We start from the raw sequence: 22,286 nt of genomic DNA, 5'->3' as shown, positions 1-22,286 counted from the left end.
AAAAAAGAGCGGGAGTATACCGTGTTGCGCCTTATGCCGGGTTTGGCGTGCGATGAAACGCGGCAGACCTCATCACGAGCAGGTCCGCCCCGTATCCATACGCTTATGCTCTATGCCGACAGCGCGTCGATCAGCGCATTGCTGAACGCCGGAATATCGTCCGGTTGGCGGCTGCTGATCAGGTGGCCGTCTTTTACTACCTCCTGATCAACCCAGTTTGCCCCCGCATTCACCAGATCGTCCTTGACGGTCTTGTAGCTGGTCATGGTCTTGCCATTGACCAGCCCTGCCGAAATCAGCAGCCAGCTGCCATGACAGATCACTGCGATCGGCTTGCCGGCGGACGCACCGGTCTTGACCAGGTGCTGGGCGTCCTGATCGATGCGGATGGTGTCAGAGTTCTGCACACCACCAGGCAGCACCACAGCGTCGTATTGATCGATGCTGGCGCCCTGGAAGGTCTGGTCGACCTTGAAGTCGTCCGCCGGTTTATCGTGGTTCCAGCCTTTGACGCTGCCGGCTTCGGCGGAGAGGATGTCAACCTGCGCTCCCGCCTGCTCAAGTGCCTTTTTGGGGCCAGTCAGTTCAACCTGCTCGAAACCGTCGGTTACCAGAAAAGCGACGCGCTTGCCGCTGAGAGAAGTCGCCATCGTTAAGCTCCTGAGTCTGTTGGAATTACTGCCCGAGAAAGATGGAGAACTGCTCCGGGCACTACAGATTCCGAAGGCTGGTGGAAAGTGAAAGTTCCTGCGAATTGCCCACTGGTGTGTCGTCCGTCGGTTTTTAGAGGTTAGAATCGCGGCCTGTCCCAGAGTGTGTACTTATGTCCCAAGAGCTGACCACCGAACAGATTCAACAGTCCCTGCAAGGCATCAGCGTGCCTGCGCAGCCGCAGATCATGGTGGATCTGCAAATGGAGCAGTACATGCCCGACCCGGATCTGGAGACGATCGCCAAGCTGATCTCCCAGGATCCCGGCCTGTCCGGCTCGCTGCTGAAAATCGTCAACTCGCCGTATTACGGCCTGAGCAACAAGATCACTTCGATCAAGCGCGCGGTGAATCTGCTGGGCAGCCGTTCGATCATCAATCTGATCAACGCGATGTCGATCAAGGGCGAAATGAACGACGACACTATCGTCACCCTCAACCGTTTCTGGGACACCGCCCAGGACGTGGCCATGACCTGCCTGACGCTGGCCAAGCGCGTCGGCACCGAGGCGAGCGACGAGGCTTACGCCTTGGGCCTGTTCCACGACTGCGGCGTGCCGCTGATGCTTCAGCGTTTCCCGGATTACATGACGACGCTCGAAAAGGCCTACGCCAACGCGAGTGCCGAGCGCCGGGTCGTGGACACTGAGAACGACGTTTACAACACCAACCACTCGGTGGTCGGTTATTACACCGCCAAGTCGTGGCGCCTCCCGGAACACGTCAGCGCGGCGATCGCCAACCACCACAATGCCTTGGCGATCTTCAGCGACGAGACTTCGCGCAACAGCCAGATGAAAAACCTGCTGGCGATCCTGAAGATGGCCGAGCACATCTGCGCGTCGTACCGAGTGCTGGGCAATCAGACCGAAGACTTCGAATGGCAGGCCGTCGGGCCGCTGGTGCTGGAATACATCGGCCTTTCGGATTACGACTTCGAAACGTTGAAGCAAACCATCCGCGAACTTGGCGCACACTGATTTAGCAAACTGATTCGAGACCCCCATGCCTGAATTGCCGGAAGTCGAAACCACCCGCCGCGGCATCGCCCCGCACCTGGAAGGCCAGCGAGTCAGCCGGGTGATCGTGCGTGATCGCCGGCTGCGTTGGCCGATTCCCGAAGACCTTGATGTGCGGCTGTCCGGGCAGCGCATCGTGCTGGTGGAGCGGCGCGCCAAGTATCTGCTGATCAACGCCGAAGTCGGCACACTGATCAGCCACTTGGGCATGTCGGGAAACCTGCGGCTGGTGGAGGTGGGGATGCCGGCGGCCAAGCATGAGCATGTCGATATCGAACTGGAGTCGGGCCTGGCCCTGCGCTACACCGATCCTCGGCGTTTCGGGGCGATGCTCTGGAGCACCGACCCGCTCAATCACGAGTTGCTGATTCGCCTGGGTCCGGAGCCGTTGACCGATCTGTTCGATGGCGAGCGGTTGTATCAGCTGTCACGCGGGCGTTCGATGGCGGTCAAGCCGTTCATCATGGACAACGCGGTGGTGGTGGGGGTCGGCAATATCTACGCGACCGAAGCACTGTTCGCCGCCGGCATCGATCCGCGCCGCGAAGCCAAAGGCATTTCCCGGGCGCGTTATTTGAAGCTGGCGATCGAGATCAAGCGCATCCTCGCTGCCGCCATCGAGCGCGGCGGCACCACGTTGCGTGATTTCATCGGAGGCGACGGGCAGCCGGGGTATTTCCAGCAAGAACTGTTTGTCTACGGTCGCGGCGGCGAGCACTGCAAGGTCTGCGGCACGGGCTTGCGGGAAATGAAGCTCGGCCAGCGCGCCAGCGTCTGGTGCCCGCGCTGCCAGAGCTGAGCAAAGCCTCCGAAAAAGTCCTACGGTCTATAGTGAGTTGTCTCACTGTTCAGCCCGAAGGATTGTGCCATGAAGTCCTTGCAAACCCTCATCGTCGCCCTGCTGCTGTGCTTCAGCCTGACTGTTCAGGCCACGGAAGGCGGCAGCGGTGACCCTCGTTACGCCATCCAGAATCCACCGGCCTACGCCATGCTCGGCGATCTGCTGATTGCCCGACCATTGCTGGTGGTGGCAACGGTGATTGGTGCCGGGGCGTTCGTCGTGTCGTTGCCGTTCACCGCGCTGGGTGGCGGGATTGGCGATGCGGGAGAGGCGCTGGTGGTGGCGCCGGCGAAAGCGGCGTTCGTGCGATGCCTGGGCTGCACAGGGGAGGGATTCGAGCAGCGCGAATGACGCGATCGCAGCCGGGGGCTGCGATCGGATTCAGTGGCTCAAGCCTTGCCGGTGATCTTGCGGTACTTCTCCATCAACTGTTCTTCAGTCTCCGGATGGGCTTCGTCCAGTGGAATGCAATCCACCGGGCAGACCTGTTGGCACTGCGGCTCGTCGTAGTGGCCGACGCACTGGGTGCACAGGTTCGGGTCGATCACATAGATCTCTTCGCCTTGGGAAATGGCGGCGTTCGGGCACTCGGGTTCGCAGACGTCGCAGTTGATGCAATCGTCGGTGATGATCAGGGACATGCTAACTCCAGCCGGGGCGGGGAGCCCGGGCGCTATGAATCAATGCGCGCAATTGTGCCGCATTGGCGCCCGTAGTGCACGCGGGCGCCGTTTGAACGGTCGTTACTTCTTGAAGCGCAGGGTCAGGGCTTCGGCCACCGCCGGGTGGACGAACTTGCTGATATCGCCGCCCAGGGCCGCGATTTCCCGCACCAGGGTCGAGGAAATGAACGAATAACGCTCGGACGGGGTGAGAAACAGGCTCTCCACATCCGGAGCCAACTGGCGGTTCATGTTGGCCAGCTGGAATTCGTATTCGAAGTCCGACACCGCGCGCAGGCCACGCAGGAACACGTTGGCGTTCTGCTCTTTGGCGAAATGCGCCAGCAGCGTCGAGAAGCCGACCACTTCCACGTTCGGCAGGTGTTTGGTGACCTCGCGGGCCAGCTCGACCCGTTGTTCCAGCGGGAACAGCGGATTCTTCTTGGGGCTGGCGGCGACGGCGATGATCACGTGGTCGAACAGGCGCGAGGCGCGTTCGACCAGATCGCCATGGCCCTTGGTAATAGGGTCGAAGGTACCTGGGTACAACACTCGGTTCATCGCGTCGTCCTGGCGGGAATCCGTTGGGGAGTCGGATGGTATCGCAGCCGTCCCGGTCGGGAAAGTCGCCTGTTGGGTAAGAAAGCACTATAGACGATCGGAATTTTCGCCTTTTTCACGGGTTTCTCAACCGTTCGCCGAGGGATGTCGCCAGTTGCGCCGTCAGACCATACACCGACAACTGCGGGTTGGCGCCGATGCTGGTGGGGAACAAAGAGCCGTCATGAATCGACAGATTGCTCAGTTGATGATGTCGACCGAGGCTGTCGGTGACGGCGGTTTTCGGGTCCTCGCCCATCGCGCAACCGCCCATGACGTGGGCGCTGCCCAGACGGGTGCGATACAACTCCAGACTCAAGCTGTCGATCAACGAGCGGGCCTCGGCCAGACTGTTCACGTAACGCGCATCGGCGTGCATCGGCATCACCGCTTTGGCGCCGCCGGCGAACTGGATCTCGGCCATGCTGTGGAATGACCGGCGCAAGCCTTCCCAGGTGTAAGGCGACACCTGATAGTCGAGCACCGGCGAACCGTCACCGCGCAACTCGACGCTGCCGCCCTGGCTGTCCGGGTGAAAACCGTCGCGCAGCAGGGCGAGCATCGCGTGGGTGTGCGGCAGGTCCGCCATGTGTTGCGCGCTTTCCTGGCCGAAACCACCGAGCAACGTGGCGGCCAGCGCCGGGTGCAGTGGCGGCACTTCGAGTTTGTAGGCCATCGGGCCGGTGGTGCCGTCCTTCCACTGGAAATGGTCCGAGTAGATCGACTGCGGCGCACCGTAGAACGGGTTGATCACCTCGTCGAAGCGCCCGGCGGACATGTTCACCAGATGCAGGAAGGTGCGCTTGCCCAGCCGTTTGTGCGGATCCGGTGCATCCGAACGCATCAGCAGCGCCGGGCTGTTGATCCCGCCGCCGGCCAGCACGTAATGCCGCGCCTTGACGGTGATCGTGCGTCCAGTCGGTTCGACGCAGCGTTCGTCCATCGCCACGCACTGCAGGCCGCTGACCTTGTCGCCGCTGATCAAAAGCTTTTCGGCGCGGGCGAGATACAGCAGCTCGCCGCCCTTTTCCAAAGTCGCCGGAATGGTCGAGACCATCATCGATTGCTTGGCGTTGGTCGGGCAGCCCATGCCGCAGTAGCCCAGGTTCCAGCAGCCACGCACGTTGCGCGGGATCACGTGCCAGCTGTAGCCGAGCTGTTCGCAGCCTTTGCGGATCACGTCGTTGTTGGCATTGGGCGGCACCATCCACGGGGCGACGCCGAGGCGCTGCTCCATTTTTTCGAACCACGGCGCCATGTCGGCGGGGCTGTGGCCTTTGACGTTGTGCTCTTTGGCCCAGTGTTCGAGGGTCGGCTCGGGGGTGCGAAAACTCGATGTCCAGTTGATCAGGGTGGTGCCGCCGACCGCGCGGCCTTGAAGGATGGTGATCGCGCCGTCCTTGCTCATGCGGCCGATGCCTTCCTGATAGAGGCTGCTGTAGGCCTGGTCTTCCAGCAGTTTGAAATCGCTGCTGGTCTTGAGCGGGCCTTCTTCGATCAGCAGCACTTTGTAGCCGGCGGCGCTGAGGATTTCCGCCGTGGTGCCGCCGCCGGCACCGCTGCCGATGATGGCGACATCGGCTTCCAGGGTCAGGTCATCGGTGAGTTGCGCGCCATTGTAGGTTTTCCAGCCGCGGGCAAGGCCTTCGCGAAACGGGTCGGGTACGGGCATCGATCAGGTTCTCTTATTATTGTTTTACGTGGGTCGCCAGGCTCAAACGACGGGCGGGCCGGGGTAACCGCAATGGGCCCAGGATTCGGCGCGGGTGTACCAGGCCATCATCACCATTTGCAGCAATGAGCTGTGGCCCATGCGCAGCAGGCTCAGCGAGCTGTTTTCCCAGCGTTCGAGGAAGTGGCGGATTGCCTCGGGGCTGGCGTTTTCCCAACTGCCCCAGATTCCGGTCAATGGCCCGCGCGTCACGGCCATGCCCAGCACATCGAACAGTTGCCGGGTGAGCTTGAGCATTTCCGGCGACAGATGATCGAGGCTGTAATCCAGCGACTTCAGGGTTCCATCGACAGCGGCGGGCAGCTTTTCCACAGCTACGGAGCCCTCCAGCAGCACTGGAATCAGCGCGCGCAGAAACAACAGATCGCCGCTGCGCAACGTGGCGAATCCATTGGCCGATACGCTCGACGAACAGCCACTCAGGCTGGCACCAAGGCCGGCGGTAGCGAGGAAAGCCGTGGCGCCCAGGCTGAATTTCAGCAGGCCACGGCGCGACAGGGCAGGTGTTTCGGTCAGGCTTGGGTGCATTGTTGTTATTACCCGGCGGTGACGTTAGCGAATGAACAGTTTCTGGATCAGTTTCTGAATGGATTTGCCGTAGGGCGGGTAGATCAGCTTCGCCGCGTTGAAGCGCTGTTTGACCAGCACGCCCTTGGCCTTGCTGAACGTCAGGAAACCTTCGTGCCCGTGGTAATGGCCCATGCCCGACGGGCCGATGCCGCCGAACGGCATGTCGTCCTGCGCCACGTGCAGCAGCGTGTCGTTGAGGCAGACGCCACCGGAATGGGTTTCGCTGAGCACGCGCTTCTGTTCGCGCTTGTCGTAGCCGAAGTAGTAAAGAGCCAGAGGACGTGGCCGCTGATTGATGTAAGCAAATGCCTGATCCAGATCCTGATACGGCACGATCGGCAGCAGCGGGCCGAAGATCTCGTCCTGCATCACCGTCATCTCGTCGCTGACATTCAGCAGCAGGCTGTGCGGCATACGTCGGCCCTGGCCCTGGTCGAACAGCGGAATCAGCAGCGCGCCCTTGCTGGTGGCGTCGCTGAGATAGCTGTTGAGCCGCGCCAGTTGGCGCTCGTTGATGATCGCGGTGTAGTCCGGGTTGTCGGCGAGTGTCGGATAAAACCCGCGCACCGCCTGGCGATAGGCTTCGACGAAACCGCCGATGCGCGCTTCCGGCACCAGCACGTAGTCCGGGGCCACGCAGGTCTGGCCGGCGTTGAGGGTCTTGCCGAAAGCGATGCGTTCAGCGGCGTCCTTGAGCGGTACGTCGTGGGAAACGATGGCCGGGGATTTGCCGCCCAGCTCCAGGGTCACCGGTGTCAGGTTTTCCGCCGCTGCGCGCATCACATGCTTGCCGACGCTGGTGGAGCCAGTGAACAGCAGATGGTCGAAGCGCATCTTCGAAAACGCCACGCCGACATCGGCCTCGCCGAGCACCACGCACACCAGATCTTCGGGGAAGATCCGCGCCAGCAGTTCCTTGAGCAGCAGGCCGGTGGCCGGGGTCGATTCGCTGAGCTTGAGCATCACCCGGTTGCCGGCCGCGAGCGCGCCGGTCAACGGGCCGATGGCCAGGAACAGAGGGTAGTTCCACGGCACGATGACGCCGACCACGCCCAGCGGCTGGTACACGACTTTCGCCGACGCCGGCTGGAAAGCCACACCCACTTTGCGCCGCGAAGGTTTCATCCATTGACTGATGTGCTGACTGGCATAGTGAATGCCGTGCAGGCTCGGCATCAGTTCGGCGAGCAAGGTTTCATCGGCGCTGCGGTGGCTGAAGTCGGAGCTGATCGCCTCGATCAGGGCCTGCCGTTCGCTGCTCAGCAAATCGCGCAGGGCCTTGAGCCATTGCTGGCGCTGGGCCGCAGCCGGCATCGGGTTGGCGGCGTAGGCGGCACGCTGCGCATCGAACAGCCGGTTGAGCTCTTCCAGCGGCTGTTGCAGCGTTTGCAGGTAGGCAATATCGGCAGTCATTGTCAGCTCCGGAGATGTTGTTATGAGGAACTTTTTAGAGTCTATGCTCTAGAAAGTCAAATGGCTTCCTTGCGCATCCTGGTTTTATCCCGTTCCGGTTAGGTCGTAAGATGCCCCCCAACGCACTCTGAATTAAAGCTCAAGCCATGGCCCCACGGATCAAAACCAGCGAGCGCATCGTGCAGAACAGCCTCGAGCTGTTCAATCAGCAGGGCGAGCGCAGCATCAGCACCAATCACATCGCCGCCCATATGGAGATTTCTCCGGGCAATCTGTACTACCACTTCCCCAACAAGCAGGCGATCATCGCCGTGCTGTTCAGTGAGTACGAAAGCCTGGTGGACAGCTTCCTGCGTCCACCCCAGGGCCGTGCCGCGACGGTCGAAGACAAGCGTTTCTATCTCAAGGAACTGCTGTCGGCGATGTGGCGCTACCGTTTCCTGCATCGCGATCTTGAGCACCTGCTCGACAGCGATCCGGATCTGGCCGGGCGTTACCGGCGCTTTTCCCAGCGCTGCGTGATCCAGGGTGCGGCGATCTATGAAGGCTTCGTTGCCGCCGGGATCCTGAAGATGGACCGGGTGCAGATCGAGTCCCTGACCCTCAACGCGTGGATCATCCTCACCTCGTGGGTGCGCTTCCTGTGCACGACCCGGGAGAATTCCAATCACCTCAGCGAACAGGCCATCAAGCGTGGCGTGTACCAGGTGCTGGTGCTGGAAGCCGGATTCGTCACCGAGCAGGCCCGCGATGAGGTCAACGCTTTGTTCGAAGAGTTTTACGTGCCGCTGGCCCAGGCCCTCGAAGAAAGACCGTAATTCCATTTCCTCACTGGAGTCGTTCGCTATGCCGATTGCGCAACTGATCAGCCCGACCGCACTGGATGCCCGCAGGGCGCAACCGGGGCTGGTGATTCTCGATTGCCGTTTTGCCCTCGAAGACCCGGATTACGGCCAGCGCAGCTACGCCGAGGGGCACATTGCCGGGGCACATTTCGCCGATCTTGAACGCGACCTCAGCGGCCCGGTGACCAAGGGTGTGACCGGTCGCCATCCGCTGCCGGAGCCGGCGGCGCTGATCGAACGCCTGCAAGCCTTCGGCATTAATAACGACAGCGACGTGGTTTTGTATGACGACGGCCCGGGCGCCTATGCGGCGCGGGCATGGTGGTTGCTGGCGTGGCTGGGCAAGCGCGACGGCGTGTTCATTCTCGATGGCGGGCTCAAGGCCTGGCATGCGGCGGGGCTGCCGTTGAGTCTTGATCCACCGTCAGCGGCCCGGGGTAATTTCAGCGGCCAGCCGGACATGAGCCTGCTGCTCAGCGCCGAGCAATTGCAGCAGCGCCTCGGCCAGCCGGCCCTGACCCTGCTCGATGCCCGCGCCTTGCCGCGCTTCAAGGGTGAAGTGGAACCGATCGACCCGATCGCCGGGCACATTCCCGGCGCGCAATGCGCGGCGTTTACCGACAACCTGGGCAGCGACGGGCGTTTCCTGCCGGCCGATCAGCTCAAGCAGCGTTTCGCCGCGAAACTCGGCGAGCGTTCCCCGAACGATCTGGTGGCTTACTGCGGCTCCGGGGTGACGGCGTGTCACAACCTGTTCGCCCTGTGCCTGGCGGGTTACCCGTTGGGTTCGCTGTATGCCGGATCGTGGAGCGAGTGGATCAACGAGCCGTCGCGCGGTATCGCCACCGGCGAGTAAACGCTCAGCGATCCAGCCGCGCGCTGCGATAGGCCGCCGGCCCCACGCCATAAACCTGTTTGAACTGCCGGCTCAGATGGCTCTGGTCGGCAAATCCCAGCTGAGTGGCGACTTCCACCGGCAGGCAGCCGCTCTGCAACAAGCCCCGCGCGCAGGCGATCCGCTGCTGCATCAGCCAGCTGTGTGGCGGCATGCCGGTGGCGCGGCGGAACACCCGGGCGAAGTGGAAGGGCGAGAGGTTCACGGCCGCCGCCAGTTCTTCCAGCGAGGGCGGCGCCGCCAGTTGCGCGTGCAGCAACTCCTTGGCCATCGCTACCGCGCGGTGTTCTTTGCCGGGATTGCCGTTGATCTGCACCGCCGCATGACGCTGCAACAGCAGCATCATCATCTCGCGCCATACCGTTTGCTGCTGCAACGCGGTGGCGGGGCTTTCCAGCAAGCGATGCAACTGACAGAAACCGTTGACCAGGTCTGGATCGCGATACAGCGTCGCGCCGAAGGCCGGCATCAGTGCGGTCGGCAGTTCCAGTTCATTCAGCAGCGCGACGATCTGCCCGGTGTCGGGATAAAACGCCCGGTACAGCCAGCCGTCCTCGGTGCCCTTGTGGCCGTTATGCACTTCGTCCGGATTGATCAGCACCAGCGTGCCGCTGCCCGCCAGGTGTTCGGCGCCGCGATAACGGTAGCGCTGGGCGCCGGCCATGATCATGCCGATCACATAACCGTCGTGGACGTGCGGGGCGAAACGATGCTCGATGTAGCGCGCGGTCAACAGCTCGACCCCGGCTAGAGGCGCGGCCTGCCAGAAACGGATCGACTCGCCCTGATCGCTCATGACCTCACCCGCGCCCTGCGTCGGCCAGCCACTGCGGAATCCGTCGTTCCAGGTAATAACCCGGCTGGCGGAACGTGCCGTCGACGAAGCCGACATGTCCGCCCTTGCTCTGCAATTCGAACTGCGTCGTGGCCGACAACTCACTGGCCTGCGGCATGCTGTGGGGAAATACGAACGGGTCGTCGGCCGCCTGAATGATCAGGGTCGGCGTGCGGATCTCGCCGAGAAAGTAACGGCTCGACGCGCGGCGATAGTAATCCTCGGCATCGGCGAAACCGTGCAGCGGCGCGGTTACCCGGCCATCGAAATCCCAGAAAGTGCGCATGTTTTCCAGCGAGCCGAGGGCGGCCAGTGCGGCGAGACCGTCCTCGCGCCCGTCATGCTGGAACTGGCGCTGCTTGTTCTTGATGTAGGCCACCATCTCGCGCATGAAGTGCGCCTGATAGACCTTCGAGAAACCCTGGCCGATACGGTCGGCACATTGATCGAGGCGAAACGGCACCGACACCGCCACCGCACCGAGCACGCCGCTGGCGCTGCCGGTTTCCCCCAGATGCTTGAGCAGCACATTGCCGCCGAGGGAATAGCCGACCGCATACAGCGGTGCCAATGGCCGCTTGGCTTTCAGGTGGCGAATGGTCTCGGCGAGGTCTTCGCTGGCACCGGAATGGTAGCTGCGCGGCAACAGGTTCGGTTCGCCCGAGCAGCCGCGCCAGTTCAGCGCGACACTGGCCCAGCCCTGCGCGGCGAGCGCTGCCTGGATTCCCGCGACATAAGGCGAATTGGAAGAACCGGTCAGCCCGTGCAGTACCAACACCAATGGCGCCTCGGCACTGTGGGGCCCGTGCCAGTCGAGGTCGAGAAAGTCGCCGTCGTCCAGCCACAGCCTTTCGCGCTGGCGATCAAGGTGCACGGTTTTGCGCCACAGCGGCCCCCACAAGGTTTGCAGGTGCGGATTGCCGAGACCGAAGGCGGGGATGAACGGTTTTGACGAAGGGGACACGATTGCTCTCGATGCAGCGCAGCGAGCCTCGGCTGAGGTCCGCCGCTTTTTCAGGCCGGTCGGTTAACCGGCGATCACTGCCATACGTTGCCACAACGCGTAGTACACCCGCCCGGATTTCTGCTCGCGGTGCAGGCGCCAGTTGCCCGGCAGGCCGAGGGTCGATGGCGCGGTTTCGCTTTCAGTGTAGATCCACGAATCATCGGCCAGCCATTGGCGTTCTTCCAGCAGCGTGCACACGGCTGGCAGCAGGTTCTGGTTGAACGGCGGGTCGAGGAACACCAGATCGAACGCCGTTGCGGTCTGGGTTTCCAGGTAGCGCAGCGCATCGGCAGTCTGCACGTGACCGTTGGTGCAGCGCAGGGTGCCGAGGTGTTCTTTCAGGCTGGAGACTGCGACGTGGCTGGCATCCAGCGCCTGGCCCATGGCCGCGCCACGGGACAGCGCTTCCAGAAACAGTGCGCCGCTGCCGGCGAACGGATCGAGCACTTTGGCCCCGGCAACGTAGGGTGCGAGCCAGTTGAACAGGGTTTCACGCACCCGGTCCGGCGTCGGACGCAGGCCCGGCGCATCAGGAAAGCTCAGCTTTCGGCTGCGCCATTCGCCGCCGATGATGCGCAACTGGTTCACACCGTTGTGCAGTTTTTGTACAGGTTTCTTTGGACTGGCCATTAATGCTCCGGAACCCCGAGCGGCTGCTCGGCAGGTTTATCAGATGGGGCCGGTAACGGCTTTTGCGGCACGGTCGGGCCAGCGCTGACGATGACCAGTTTATCCGTGCTCAAGTGTTTGTTCAGAACGTCGCGAACCTGCTCGACCGTCAGGCTCTGGGACTGACGCATGAAGTCATCCAGATAGCTCAGCGGCAGGTTGTAGAAACCCATGGCGCCGAGCTGGCCGACAATATCGGCATTGCTAGCGGTGGACAGCGGAAAGCTGCCGGCCAGCTCGCGCTTGGCGTCGTCGAGTTCTTTTTGGGTCGGGCCGGTCTTGAGGTAGTCGGCGAGCACGTCCTGCACCAGTTTCAGGGTGCCTTCGCTCATTTCCGCGCGGGTCTGCAGGTTGATCATGAACGGGCCGCGAGCCTGCATCGGGCTGAAGGCCGAATACACGCCGTAGGTCAGGCCGCGCTTCTCGCGGACTTCGCTCATCAGCCGGGTGCCGAAACCGCCACCGCCGAGGATCTGGTTGCCCATCGACAAGGCAGCGTAGTCCGGGTCATCACGGTCGATGCCCAGTTGCGCGATCATCAGGTTGGTCTGCTTCGACGGAAACTCGATGTGGCCGATGCCGGCTTTCGGCTCGGTCGGTTGCTCGACTTTCGCCAGCGCCGGGCCTTTTGGCAGTGCAGCGGACACCTGATTGGCAATCGCCTCGGCTTCGCTGCGGGACAGATCGCCCACCAGCGCGATCACCACGTTGCCGGCCGCATAGGCCTTGGCGTGGAACTCACGCAGTTGCGCCAGCGTGATCTTCGGCACGCTTTGCGCGTTGCCGTCGCTGGAATGGGCGTACGGGTGATCGCCGTACAGGCGCTTCATCAGCTCCAGGCTGGCGAGTTTGCCGGGGTTCTGTTTCTGGTACTCGAAACCGGCGAGCATCTGGTTCTTGATGCGCGCGAAGGAGTCGGCCGGGAAGGTCGGTTTGCCCACCACTTCCGAGAACAGCTTCAGCGCCGGCTCACGTTTGTCGGCAGCACTGAGGCTGCGCAGCGACGCGATGGCCATGTCCTTGTAAGCGCCGTTGCCGAAATCCGCGCCCAGGCCTTCGAAACCTTGAGCGATGGCGCCGACATCCTTGCCCGCCACACCTTCGTTGAGCATGGCGTTGGTCAGCAGCGCCAGACCCGGCGCGTTACCGTCCTGGCTGCTGCCGGCGGAAAAGATCAGGCGCATGTCGAACATCGGCAGTTCGCGGGCTTCGACGAACAGCACCTTGGCGCCTTCGGCGGTGTTCCAGGTCTGCACGTCGAGCTTGCGGCTGGCCGGCGCCTTGCCGTCGAGTTCGGCCAGCGATTGCAGCTTCTGACTGGACTTGGCGTTATCCAGCGCTTCGCTGGCCTTGCTGTTGTCGCTCGGTACCAGATAGAACGCAGCGGAGCCGATGATGGCCACGGCGATCAGGCCGAGCAGCAGGCGTGGGGTTTTGCGCTCACTCATGAGTCGTCTCCAGAGGCAGGACGTGGGCGACGCTGAGACGTTCGCGGGTGAAATACAGCTTGGCGGCGTTCTGGATGTCTTGCGGGGTGACGCTTTCCAGATCGGCCAGTTCGGTGTCCATCAGCTTCCACGACAGACCGACGGTCTCCAGCTGGCCGATGGCGGTGGCCTGGCTGGTGATCGAGTCGCGCTCGAAGACCAGGCCGGCGATGACCTGCGCACGCACGCGCTCCAGCTCTTCGGCGGACGGCGCAGTGGTTTTCAGTTGTTCCAGCAGTTTCCACAGGCCGGCTTCAGCCTGGGCCATGGTCTTTTTCTTCTGGGTGTTCGGTGTGGCCGACAGAGTGAACAGGCTGTCACCGCGGGTATAGGCGTCGTAGCTCGACGAGCCGCCGGACACCAGCTCTTCGCCGCGCTCCAGTTGGGTCGGGATGCGACCGCTGTAGCCGCCGTCCAGCAATGCCGAAATCAGGCGCAAGGCGTTGACCGAACGTTTGTCTTCGGCAGTGGCGATGCTCGGGACGTTGAAACCGAGCATCAGGCTCGGCAGTTGGGTCTGCACGTGCAGGGTGATCTGGCGTTCGCCGGGTTCAGCCAGCTCCAGCGGCTTTTTCGCCGGCGGCACATCGCGTTTCGGGATTGGCCCGAAATAGCGCTGGGCGAGGGTCTTCACCTCGTCCGGGGACACGTCGCCAACCACCACCAGCGTGGCGTTGTTCGGCACGTACCAGGACTGATACCAGTGACGCAGCTCTTCGACCTTCATCCGCTCAAGGTCGGCCATCCAGCCGATGGTCGGCGTGTGATAACCGCTGGCCGGGTAGGCCATGGCCTTGTAGCGCTCGTAGGCCTTGGACATCGGCTTGTCGTCGGTGCGCAGGCGGCGCTCTTCCTTGATGACTTCGATTTCCTTGGCGAACTCGTCGGCCGGCAGGCGCAGGTTGGCCATGCGGTCGGCTTCCAGTTCGAAGGCCACGCCCAGACGGTCGCGGGCCAGCACCTGGTAATAAGCGGTGAAGTCGTCGCTGGTGAATGCGTTCTCTTCGGCGCCGAGGTCGCGCAGGATCAGCGAGGCTTCGCCGGGGCCGACCTTCTCGCTGCCCTTGAACATCATGTGCTCGAGGGCGTGGGACAGACCTGTCTGGCCCGGGGTTTCGTAGCTGGAACCGACCTTGTACCAGACCTGCGACACCACCACCGGCGCGCGATGGTCTTCGCGCACGACGACCTTGAGGCCGTTGTCGAGGGTGAATTCGTGAGTCGGTTGCGGGTCGGCCGCCAGGGCCGAAAGGGGCAGGCAGACTGTGCTGAGCAGCAGGCCTGCGGCGCGGCGGGCTAGAGCATTCATTCGTTTTTAAACCTGTTGGGCTGCCCGCTTGGTCTTAGCGTCGGCGGGCGAGAGGGTGCTAGGATACTGATCCGTTTTACCGGCGACCACGCCTATCCGGTTTTGAAACCTGATCAGGTTGTATGGGTTTGCGGCAGAAGGCTTTGGTTTATCAGCTAAACTTCGCTTTTTCGCCGATTTTGCCGGCCAGTCCTTCATTAAAACGATTCCTTTGAGGTGCCGTTGGTGCCTCGACAAAATGTTGCGCGTGAACAAGCTGGGTGAAACACAGTCTGTTCTGCATCGAATATTTATTTGCCGGGGCGCCCCTGTGGCGCGTCGCTACCGTGAGATAGCCGTCCTCCATGTTTGGTTCCAACGACGACAAGAAGACCCCAGCTGCGGCTGGCGAGAAGAAAAGCCTGTTCGGATGGCTGCGCAAGAAACCGCAGGAACCCGTCGTCGAACAGCCGACTGCCATTCCTGAGCCAGCCCCTGCGCCCGCTCCCGTAATAGAAGAAGCGCCGGCGCCGGTTGTGCTGCCGATCGCCGAGCCGGTGCTGCAACCGGTGGCCGAGGCCGAGCCAGAAGCGCCGGCTGCCGCTGAATTGCCGCTGACCCCGGCCAGTGAGCCGTGGCTGACCTTGCCAGTGGCGGAAGAACCGGTGGCGCTGGTTGAAGAGGCTGCGCCGCATGTTACGCCGCCGATTCCTGCGCCGGTTGCGTTCGCTGCTGAGCCTGTTCAGTCGCCGGTGGTGGAAGCTGCTCCGGTCATTCCAGAACCTGTGGTTGTTGCCCCGGTTGCCCCAATTGTTGAAGTGCCCGAACCTGCACCTGCACCTGCACCTGCACCTGCACCTGCACCTGCACCGGTCGCCATAGCGCCAGCCGCGCCAGTCGCTCCTGTGGAAATCCAGGTTGAAACCCCGGTCGAGGCCCCGCGCACCGAAGAAACCAAGGCCGGCTTCTTTGCCCGTCTCAAGCAAGGCCTGTCCAAGACCAGCGCCAGCATCGGCGAGGGCATGGCCAGCCTGTTCCTCGGCAAGAAAGCCATCGATGACGATCTGCTCGACGATCTCGAAACCCGCCTGCTGACTGCCGACGTCGGCGTCGAGGCGACTTCGGTGATCATCCAGCGCCTGACCCAGAAGGTCGCACGTAAAGAGCTGGCCGATTCCGACGCCCTGTACAAATCCCTGCAGGCCGAGCTGGCCGCAATGCTCAAACCGGTCGAGCAGCCGCTGAAGATCGCTTCCCAGAACAAGCCATTCGTGATTCTGGTGGTCGGCGTCAACGGCGCCGGCAAGACCACCACCATCGGCAAACTGGCGAAGAAACTGCAGCTGGAAGGCAAGAAAGTCATGCTGGCCGCCGGTGACACCTTCCGTGCCGCGGCTGTCGAGCAGCTACAGGTCTGGGGCGAGCGCAACAAGATTCCGGTGATTGCCCAGCACACGGGCGCGGACTCGGCTTCGGTGATCTTCGACGCCGTGCAGGCCGCCAAGGCTCGTGGCATCGACGTGCTGATCGCCGACACTGCCGGTCGCCTGCACACCAAAGACAACCTGATGGAAGAACTGAAAAAGGTTCGCCGGGTGATCGGCAAGCTCGACGCCGATGCGCCGCACGAAGTGCTGCTGGTGCTCGACGCCGGCACCGGCCAGAACGCCATCAATCAGGCCAAGCAATTCAACCAGACCGTCGAACTGACCGGCCTGGCGCTGACCAAGCTCGACGGCACCGCCAAGGGCGGGGTGATTTTCGCCCTGGCCAAGCAGTTCGGCCTGCCGATCCGCTACATCGGCGTCGGTGAAGGCATCGACGATCTGCGTACCTTTGAAGCCGAACCCTTTGTCCAGGCACTGTTTGCCGAGCGGGAGCGTTCATGATTCGTTTCGAACAGGTCGGTAAGCGCTACCCGAACGGTCACGTCGGCTTGCATGAGCTGAGCTTTCGAGTCCGTCGCGGCGAGTTCCTGTTTGTCACCGGCCACTCCGGTGCCGGTAAATCCACGTTGTTGCGCCTGTTGCTGGCGATGGAACGTCCGACCAGCGGCAAGCTGCTGCTGGCCGGGCAGGACCTGAGCACCATCAGCAATGCGCAGATTCCGTTCCTGCGTCGGCAGATCGGCGTGGTGTTCCAGAACCATCAACTGCTGTTCGATCGCACGGTGTTCAACAACGTCGCACTGCCATTGCAGATTCTCGGGCTGTCCAAGGTCGAGATCGCCAAGCGCGTCGATTCGGCGCTGGAGCGCGTGGCGCTGTCGGACAAGGCAGAGCTGTATCCGGGCGATCTGTCCACCGGTCAGCAACAGCGCGTCGGTATTGCCCGCGCCATCGTTCACCGTCCGGCCCTGCTGCTGGCGGACGAACCGACCGGTAACCTCGACCCACGTCTGGCGGCCGAGATCATGGGCGTGTTCGAAGACATCAACCGTCTGGGCACCAGCGTGCTGATCGCCAGTCACGACCTGGCGCTGATTGCGCGCATGCGCCATCGCATGCTGACCCTGCAACGCGGCCGATTGATCGGCGACGGGGAGGCCGGTGTATGAGTGCAACACGCAGTCCGAAGGTTTCCGAGCGCGTGGCCCCGAAGGCCGCCGATCCGCAACCGCCAAAGAAGAAAAAGCACGACGATGACGACGGTCCGGACTTTGCCACGTTGTTCCGTGCCTGGATCGAAAGCCATCGCGCCAGCTGGATCGACAGCCTGCGCCGTCTCGGCAAGCAGCCGATCGGCAGCTTCTTCACCTGCATGGTGATGGCGGTTGCGCTGAGTCTGCCGATGGGCCTTTCGTTGCTGCTGAGCAACGTCGAGCGTCTGGGCGGCTCGTGGCAGCGCGCGGCGCAGATTTCGCTGTACCTGGAACTCGAGGCGAGTCCGGCTCAGGGCGAAGCGTTGCGCGACCAGATCAAAGGCATGCCGGGCGTAGCTGATGCTGAATATGTCGGCCGCGATCAGGCGCTGGAAGAGTTCCAGCAGCAGTCCGGATTGGGCGAAGCCCTGCGCGAGCTGCCGGAAAACCCGCTGCCGGGCGTGGTACTGGTGACGCCGAACGAGGTCGACAAGTCGACCCTGGAAGCATTAAGACAAAAACTTTCCGAGCTGCCCAAGGTACAACAGGCACAACTTGATCTAGTCTGGGTCGAGCGCCTGGCTGCCATTCTCAAGCTCGGTGACCGCTTTGTCTTCGGTCTGACGGTGTTGCTGGTTTCCGCATTACTTTTGGTGATAGGCAATACCATTCGTCTTCATATTGAAAACCGCCGCACCGAGATAGAAGTGATTAAACTCGTCGGCGGCACCGACAGCTATGTGCGTCGTCCCTTCCTTTATATGGGCGCGTTGTATGGCTTCGGTGCGGGGCTGTTGTCCTGGGGTGTGCTGGCGTTCGGCCTGAACTGGCTGAACGACGCGGTGGTTGGGCTGGCCGGCTTGTACGGCAGTGATTTCGCACTGGCCGGGGTGCCAGTTGCCGACGGTCTGTCGCTCTTGCTTGGCGCGGTGCTGTTGGGTTATATCGGTGCATGGATTGCAGTCGCACGTCATCTCAGGGAGCTGGCGCCGAAGTAGAATCTTTTTTTGCGCGTGATTGACCTTACGGTTTTTAGGGAACTTGTACTTGAGTTCCCGGTCAATTTTTCGCAGTGCCGAAAGGCGCGAGTATGTAAGTCGGAGGTTTTTTCGTATGACCAATTCTTTGCAACCTGCGTATGCATTGGTTCCGGGCGCAAACCTGGAAGCCTATGTACACACCGTCAACAGCATTCCATTGCTGACGCCGGAGCAGGAGCGTGAACTGGCCGAGAGTCTCTACTATGAGCAGGATTTGGGGGCGGCTCGGCAGATGGTGCTCGCCCACCTGCGGTTTGTCGTACACATCGCCCGTAGCTATTCCGGCTACGGTCTGGCTCAGGCTGACCTGATCCAGGAAGGTAACGTCGGCCTGATGAAGGCCGTGAAGCGTTTCAACCCGGAAATGGGCGTGCGTCTGGTGTCCTTCGCGGTGCACTGGATCAAGGCCGAGATTCACGAGTTCATCCTGCGCAACTGGCGGATCGTGAAAGTCGCGACCACCAAGGCCCAGCGCAAGCTGTTCTTCAACCTGCGCAGCCAGAAGAAACGTCTGGCCTGGCTGAACAACGAGGAAGTCCACCGTGTGGCGGAAAGCCTCGGCGTCGAGCCGCGTGAAGTGCGTGAGATGGAAAGTCGCCTGACCGGCCATGACATGGCCTTCGACCCGGCTGCGGAAGCGGACGACGACAGTGCTTTTCAGTCGCCGGCCAACTACCTGGAAGACCACCGGTACGACCCGGCGCGTCAACTGGAAGATGCCGACTGGAGCGACAACTCCAATCACAACCTGCACGAAGCGCTGGAAGTGCTGGACGAACGCAGTCGCGACATCCTCTACCAGCGCTGGCTGGCAGAAGAGAAAGCCACGCTGCACGACCTGGCGCAGAAGTACAACGTGTCGGCCGAGCGGATCCGTCAGCTCGAGAAGAGCGCGATGAACAAGCTCAAGTTGTCGATTGCCGCATAACCGGCAGTCCGGCAATAAAAAAACGCCCCGATCAGTGATGATCGGGGCGTTTTTGTTTGCCTGTCAGAAAGTCATTGGGCCCAGGGCGCGCGGCGCGAATCATTGAGTGTCAGCAGGTAGCTGTCGCCACCCAGCTGGCTCATCTGTTGGCGAATCCATCCGGCACGGCGTGACACGTAAGCGGTTGGGTGGCTGGCGCTCCAGACCCGGGGATTCGGCAGCACAGCCGCCAGATAACTCGCCTGCTGCCGGGACAGCGACCTGGCGCCTACGCCAAAGTGATGCCTTGCCGCCGCTTCGGCGCCGAACACGCCGTCATCCCACTCGACGCTGTTCAGGTACACCTCGAGAATCCGCTGCTTGGGCCAGAACACTTCGATCAGCGCGGTGAACCACGCTTCCAGGCCTTTGCGCAGATAACTGCGGCCGGACCACAAAAACAGGTTCTTCGACACTTGCTGACTCAGGGTGCTGGCGCCGCGAATCGAGCCGCCGAGTTCGTTGTGGGCCAGTGCGGCCTTGATCGCACTCAGGTCAAAACCCCAGTGCTCGGGGAATTTCTGGTCTTCGCCGGCAATCACCGCGACCTTCAGGTCATCGGAGATCTCGTCCCACGGCTTCCAGGTGCGTTGCAGATCGATCGGCTCGCCGTCGACCCAGGATTCGATCTTGCGCTCGACCATCAGCGCCGTGCCCGGTGGCGGCACGAAGCGAAACACCAACACCAGCAATACGCTGCCGCCCGCGAACCAGAGCAGGGCCTTCGTGAAACGACGGAGAAATAAACGCAGCATAGAGATGGCTTGGCCGAACCGGTTGAGCGGGCCATTATACAGACCCTGCCGATCGAGTCTGACTGGAGTTCTACATGCTGCGTAGCTTTCTGATGCTGGCTGCCTTCTTTGGTTTCACTGGTGTCGGCCTCGGCGCATTCGCCGCCCATGGCCTGAAAAACCGCCTGACCCCGGAGTATCTGGCGATCTTCCACACCGGCGTCACCTACCAGTTGGTGCACGCACTTGCGCTGTTCGGCGTGGCGCTGCTGGCCACCCAGTTTCAGGGGCGTCTGGTCGCCTGGGCCGGCATTTCGTTCACCGTCGGTATCCTGCTGTTCTCCGGCAGCCTGTACCTGCTGACCACCATCGGCATCGGCAAGCTCGGCATCATCACCCCGTTCGGCGGCCTGGCGTTCCTGATCGGCTGGCTGTGCCTCGGACTCGCCGCCTGGCGCCTGCAGCCAACCGCTTGACGCTTGGTGCTGACCTTTAGGTCATGATCGGGCTAGAATGCCACCCCCTAAAAAGTGATGGCGGCGTTGCGCATGCGCATTCAGTTGAACGGTGAATCCTTTGAACTGCCCGACGGTGAAACCGTTGCGGCCCTGCTGACCCGTCTGGATCTGACCGGACGCCGCGTCGCGGTCGAACTCAATCTGGATATCGTCCCGCGCAGCCAGCATGCCGACACCACTTTGAACGACGGCGACAACGTCGAAGTGGTGCATGCCATCGGCGGCGGCTGATCACCAGGCCTGCAAGGGCCGAGAATTCTGCAAGACCCTCACCCCAACAGAGGATTCCCCATGAGCATCGTTCGTAGCGACAAGCCTTTCGTTCTGGCCGGTCGTACTTACCAGTCGCGTTTGCTGGTCGGTACCGGCAAGTACCGTGACATGGAAGAAACCCGTCTGGCCATCGAAGCCTCGGGTGCCGAGATCGTCACCTTCGCCGTGCGCCGCACCAACCTGGGCCAGATCGAAGGCGAGCCGAACCTGCTCGAAGTGCTGTCGCCGGATCGCTACACCTTCCTGCCGAACACCGCCGGCTGCTACGACGCAGTCGAAGCCGTGCGCACCTGCCGTCTGGCTCGTGAGCTGCTCGACGGCCACAACCTGGTGAAGCTGGAAGTGCTGGCCGACCAGAAAACCCTGTTCCCCAACGTGATCGAAACCCTCAAGGCCGCCGAAGTGCTGGTCAAGGAAGGCTTCGACGTGATGGTTTACACCAGCGATGACCCGATCATCGCCCGGCAACTGGCGGAAATCGGCTGCATCGCGGTCATGCCGCTGGCCGGCCTGATCGGTTCGGGCCTGGGGATCTGCAACCCGTACAACCTGCAGATCATCCTCGAAGAAGCCAAGATCCCGGTGCTGGTGGATGCCGGTGTCGGCACCGCTTCCGACGCCACCATTTCCATGGAGCTGGGCTGTGACGCGGTGCTGATGAACTCGGCCATCGCCCACGCCCAGCAGCCGATCATGATGGCCGAAGCCATGAAACACGCGATCGTCGCGGGCCGCCTGGCCTACCTCGCCGGCCGCATGCCGAAAAAACTCTATGCCAGCGCCTCTTCGCCGCTGGATGGTCTGATCAAGTAAGAGCTATTGATGACTGAATCGAACGACACGCCAATCCAGACGGAAGAAGGCGACGAGCGCCAACACCGCCGCATCAAGAGTTTCGTGATGCGCGCCGGGCGCATGACCGAAGGCCAGCAGCGCGGCCTGGATCAGGGCGCACCGAAGTTCGTCCTGCCGCTGGCCGATGCGCCGGTGGATTACGACCAGGTGTTCGGCCGCTGCGCGCCGCGTTCGCTGGAGATCGGTTTCGGCATGGGCCATTCGCTGCTGGAAATGGCAGCCGCTGCGCCGGAACAGGATTTCATCGGTGTCGAAGTTCACCGTCCGGGTGTCGGCGCGCTGCTCAACGGCGTGCTGACTCAGGGCCTGACCAACCTGCGGGTCTACGACTGCGACGCGATCGAAGTGCTCAACCGCTGCATCGCCGACAACAGCCTCGATCGCCTGATGCTGTTCTTCCCGGATCCGTGGCACAAGAGCCGTCACCACAAGCGCCGCATCGTTCAGGCGTCCTTCGCTGAACTGGTGCGCAGCAAGCTGAAGGTTGGCGGCATTCTGCACATGGCCACCGACTGGGAGCCGTACGCCGAATACATGCTGGAAGTGATGAACGTCGCCCCGGGCTATCGCAACCTCGCCGAAGACGGCAAGTGCGTACCTCGCCCGGCCGAACGCCCGATCACCAAGTTCGAACGCCGCGGCGAACGTCTTGGGCATGGCGTGTGGGATCTGAAGTTCGAAAAACAGTCGTAAGTACTGCGCAGTGATCGTTCCCACGTCGAGGCGTCGAACCGTCTGCGTGGGAA

At 62.2% G+C, this 22,286-nt stretch carries 26 protein-coding genes; 13 read left to right on the top strand and 13 right to left on the bottom strand.

What is annotated here, in order from left to right; translation table 11 throughout:
- Positions 1 to 110 precede the first annotated feature (110 nt).
- The gene (locus LOY31_RS27520; protein ID WP_085746705.1) at positions 111 to 650 is read right to left on the bottom strand and encodes a type 1 glutamine amidotransferase domain-containing protein; all 540 of its coding nucleotides are present in this window, start codon (positions 648 to 650) and stop codon (positions 111 to 113) included.
- 227 nt (positions 651 to 877) lie between these two features.
- Here LOY31_RS27520 and LOY31_RS27515 point away from each other — a divergent pair, with 227 nt between their 5' ends.
- The 3 genes from LOY31_RS27515 (at position 878) to LOY31_RS27505 (ending at position 2,921) form a co-directional block, all read left to right on the top strand.
- Positions 878 to 1,690 carry an HDOD domain-containing protein gene (locus LOY31_RS27515; protein ID WP_176247728.1) on the top strand — a complete coding sequence of 271 codons (813 nt, stop codon included), beginning with the start codon at positions 878 to 880 and terminating at the stop codon, positions 1,688 to 1,690.
- A gap of 25 nt (positions 1,691 to 1,715) precedes the next feature.
- Entirely contained in the window at positions 1,716 to 2,528 is an 813-nt protein-coding gene (gene mutM / locus LOY31_RS27510; protein ID WP_007953423.1) for a bifunctional DNA-formamidopyrimidine glycosylase/DNA-(apurinic or apyrimidinic site) lyase, read from the top strand.
- A 69-nt stretch (positions 2,529 to 2,597) separates the two neighbouring features.
- Complete coding sequence (locus LOY31_RS27505) at positions 2,598 to 2,921, top strand: hypothetical protein (protein WP_007953415.1); 324 nt, start codon at positions 2,598 to 2,600, stop codon at positions 2,919 to 2,921.
- A 38-nt stretch (positions 2,922 to 2,959) separates the two neighbouring features.
- Here LOY31_RS27505 and LOY31_RS27500 read toward each other — a convergent pair whose 3' ends face one another.
- The 5 genes from LOY31_RS27500 to LOY31_RS27480 form a co-directional block, all read right to left on the bottom strand.
- Positions 2,960 to 3,211, bottom strand: a complete 252-nt coding sequence (locus LOY31_RS27500; protein WP_003195146.1) for a YfhL family 4Fe-4S dicluster ferredoxin — start codon at positions 3,209 to 3,211, stop codon at positions 2,960 to 2,962.
- Between the two features lie 102 nt (positions 3,212 to 3,313).
- On the bottom strand, positions 3,314 to 3,793 hold the full coding sequence (gene coaD / locus LOY31_RS27495) for a pantetheine-phosphate adenylyltransferase (RefSeq protein WP_007953414.1): 480 nt from the start codon (positions 3,791 to 3,793) through the stop codon (positions 3,314 to 3,316).
- A 115-nt stretch (positions 3,794 to 3,908) separates the two neighbouring features.
- Complete coding sequence (locus LOY31_RS27490) at positions 3,909 to 5,504, bottom strand: GMC family oxidoreductase (RefSeq protein WP_258712524.1); 1,596 nt, start codon at positions 5,502 to 5,504, stop codon at positions 3,909 to 3,911.
- Between the two features lie 42 nt (positions 5,505 to 5,546).
- Positions 5,547 to 6,092 carry a twin-arginine translocation pathway signal protein gene (locus tag LOY31_RS27485; RefSeq protein WP_258712523.1) on the bottom strand — a complete coding sequence of 182 codons (546 nt, stop codon included), beginning with the start codon at positions 6,090 to 6,092 and terminating at the stop codon, positions 5,547 to 5,549.
- A 24-nt stretch (positions 6,093 to 6,116) separates the two neighbouring features.
- Entirely contained in the window at positions 6,117 to 7,547 is a 1,431-nt protein-coding gene (locus LOY31_RS27480; protein WP_258712522.1) for a coniferyl aldehyde dehydrogenase, read from the bottom strand.
- Between the two features lie 146 nt (positions 7,548 to 7,693).
- Between LOY31_RS27480 and LOY31_RS27475 the strand changes: the two genes are divergently transcribed.
- Both LOY31_RS27475 and LOY31_RS27470 read left to right on the top strand, forming a co-directional pair.
- Positions 7,694 to 8,365 carry a TetR/AcrR family transcriptional regulator gene (locus LOY31_RS27475; protein WP_007953407.1) on the top strand — a complete coding sequence of 224 codons (672 nt, stop codon included), beginning with the start codon at positions 7,694 to 7,696 and terminating at the stop codon, positions 8,363 to 8,365.
- 28 nt (positions 8,366 to 8,393) lie between these two features.
- On the top strand, positions 8,394 to 9,248 hold the full coding sequence (locus tag LOY31_RS27470) for a sulfurtransferase (protein ID WP_258712521.1): 855 nt from the start codon (positions 8,394 to 8,396) through the stop codon (positions 9,246 to 9,248).
- A gap of 4 nt (positions 9,249 to 9,252) precedes the next feature.
- Here the strand turns inward: LOY31_RS27470 and LOY31_RS27465 are convergent, their stop codons facing one another.
- From LOY31_RS27465 to LOY31_RS27440, 6 genes are all read right to left on the bottom strand, one after another.
- Positions 9,253 to 10,083: an AraC family transcriptional regulator gene (locus tag LOY31_RS27465; RefSeq protein WP_258712520.1), complete on the bottom strand. Its 831-nt coding sequence runs from the start codon at positions 10,081 to 10,083 to the stop codon at positions 9,253 to 9,255.
- A gap of 4 nt (positions 10,084 to 10,087) precedes the next feature.
- Positions 10,088 to 11,086: a hydrolase gene (locus tag LOY31_RS27460; protein WP_258712519.1), complete on the bottom strand. Its 999-nt coding sequence runs from the start codon at positions 11,084 to 11,086 to the stop codon at positions 10,088 to 10,090.
- A gap of 63 nt (positions 11,087 to 11,149) precedes the next feature.
- Positions 11,150 to 11,758: a 16S rRNA (guanine(966)-N(2))-methyltransferase RsmD gene (rsmD, locus tag LOY31_RS27455; protein ID WP_007953401.1), complete on the bottom strand. Its 609-nt coding sequence runs from the start codon at positions 11,756 to 11,758 to the stop codon at positions 11,150 to 11,152.
- Positions 11,758 to 13,245 (bottom strand): pitrilysin family protein, encoded by a 1,488-nt coding sequence (locus LOY31_RS27450; RefSeq protein ID WP_258712517.1) that lies wholly within the window; start codon positions 13,243 to 13,245, stop codon positions 11,758 to 11,760. The genes rsmD and LOY31_RS27450 overlap by 1 nt, the downstream gene beginning before the upstream one ends.
- Entirely contained in the window at positions 13,238 to 14,593 is a 1,356-nt protein-coding gene (locus LOY31_RS27445; RefSeq protein ID WP_258712516.1) for a pitrilysin family protein, read from the bottom strand. Before LOY31_RS27445 ends, LOY31_RS27450 begins: the two co-directional genes overlap by 8 nt.
- A gap of 151 nt (positions 14,594 to 14,744) precedes the next feature.
- Positions 14,745 to 14,939, bottom strand: a complete 195-nt coding sequence (locus tag LOY31_RS27440; protein ID WP_080511029.1) for a hypothetical protein — start codon at positions 14,937 to 14,939, stop codon at positions 14,745 to 14,747.
- On the opposite strand from LOY31_RS27440, the gene ftsY reads away from it, so the two are divergent.
- The 4 genes from ftsY to rpoH all read left to right on the top strand — a co-directional run bounded on the left by ftsY (position 14,938) and on the right by rpoH (position 19,121).
- Positions 14,938 to 16,461, top strand: a complete 1,524-nt coding sequence (gene ftsY, locus LOY31_RS27435; protein WP_258712515.1) for a signal recognition particle-docking protein FtsY — start codon at positions 14,938 to 14,940, stop codon at positions 16,459 to 16,461. The two genes, LOY31_RS27440 and ftsY, sit on opposite strands and share 2 nt — an antisense overlap.
- Positions 16,458 to 17,129 carry a cell division ATP-binding protein FtsE gene (ftsE, locus tag LOY31_RS27430; RefSeq protein WP_007953396.1) on the top strand — a complete coding sequence of 224 codons (672 nt, stop codon included), beginning with the start codon at positions 16,458 to 16,460 and terminating at the stop codon, positions 17,127 to 17,129. Before ftsY ends, ftsE begins: the two co-directional genes overlap by 4 nt.
- Positions 17,126 to 18,151, top strand: coding sequence for a permease-like cell division protein FtsX (ftsX, locus tag LOY31_RS27425; RefSeq protein WP_007953395.1), 1,026 nt, complete (start codon positions 17,126 to 17,128; stop codon positions 18,149 to 18,151). Before ftsE ends, ftsX begins: the two co-directional genes overlap by 4 nt.
- Before the next feature lie 115 nt (positions 18,152 to 18,266).
- Entirely contained in the window at positions 18,267 to 19,121 is an 855-nt protein-coding gene (gene rpoH / locus LOY31_RS27420) for an RNA polymerase sigma factor RpoH (protein WP_003229146.1), read from the top strand.
- Positions 19,122 to 19,192: 71 nt separating this feature from the next.
- Here rpoH and mtgA read toward each other — a convergent pair whose 3' ends face one another.
- Positions 19,193 to 19,915, bottom strand: coding sequence for a monofunctional biosynthetic peptidoglycan transglycosylase (gene mtgA, locus LOY31_RS27415; RefSeq protein WP_007953390.1), 723 nt, complete (start codon positions 19,913 to 19,915; stop codon positions 19,193 to 19,195).
- Positions 19,916 to 19,989: 74 nt separating this feature from the next.
- On the opposite strand from mtgA, the gene LOY31_RS27410 reads away from it, so the two are divergent.
- The 4 genes from LOY31_RS27410 to trmB all read left to right on the top strand — a co-directional run bounded on the left by LOY31_RS27410 (position 19,990) and on the right by trmB (position 22,233).
- A complete protein-coding gene (locus LOY31_RS27410) occupies positions 19,990 to 20,370 on the top strand; it encodes a DUF423 domain-containing protein (RefSeq protein ID WP_221535382.1) in 381 nt (126 codons plus the stop codon).
- 72 nt (positions 20,371 to 20,442) lie between these two features.
- Positions 20,443 to 20,643, top strand: coding sequence for a sulfur carrier protein ThiS (gene thiS, locus LOY31_RS27405; protein ID WP_007953386.1), 201 nt, complete (start codon positions 20,443 to 20,445; stop codon positions 20,641 to 20,643).
- 60 nt (positions 20,644 to 20,703) lie between these two features.
- The gene (locus tag LOY31_RS27400; RefSeq protein WP_007953385.1) at positions 20,704 to 21,498 is read left to right on the top strand and encodes a thiazole synthase; all 795 of its coding nucleotides are present in this window, start codon (positions 20,704 to 20,706) and stop codon (positions 21,496 to 21,498) included.
- A 9-nt stretch (positions 21,499 to 21,507) separates the two neighbouring features.
- A complete protein-coding gene (gene trmB / locus LOY31_RS27395) occupies positions 21,508 to 22,233 on the top strand; it encodes a tRNA (guanosine(46)-N7)-methyltransferase TrmB (RefSeq protein WP_230734020.1) in 726 nt (241 codons plus the stop codon).
- The last annotated feature ends 53 nt before the right edge of the window (positions 22,234 to 22,286 follow it).

Source organism: Pseudomonas sp. B21-021, assembly GCF_024749205.1.
In the GTDB taxonomy this organism is placed as follows: Bacteria; Pseudomonadota; Gammaproteobacteria; order Pseudomonadales; family Pseudomonadaceae; genus Aquipseudomonas; species Aquipseudomonas paraglycinae.
Note: the sequence above shows the minus strand (reverse complement) of the source record. Positions and strands in the feature narration are given on the sequence as shown.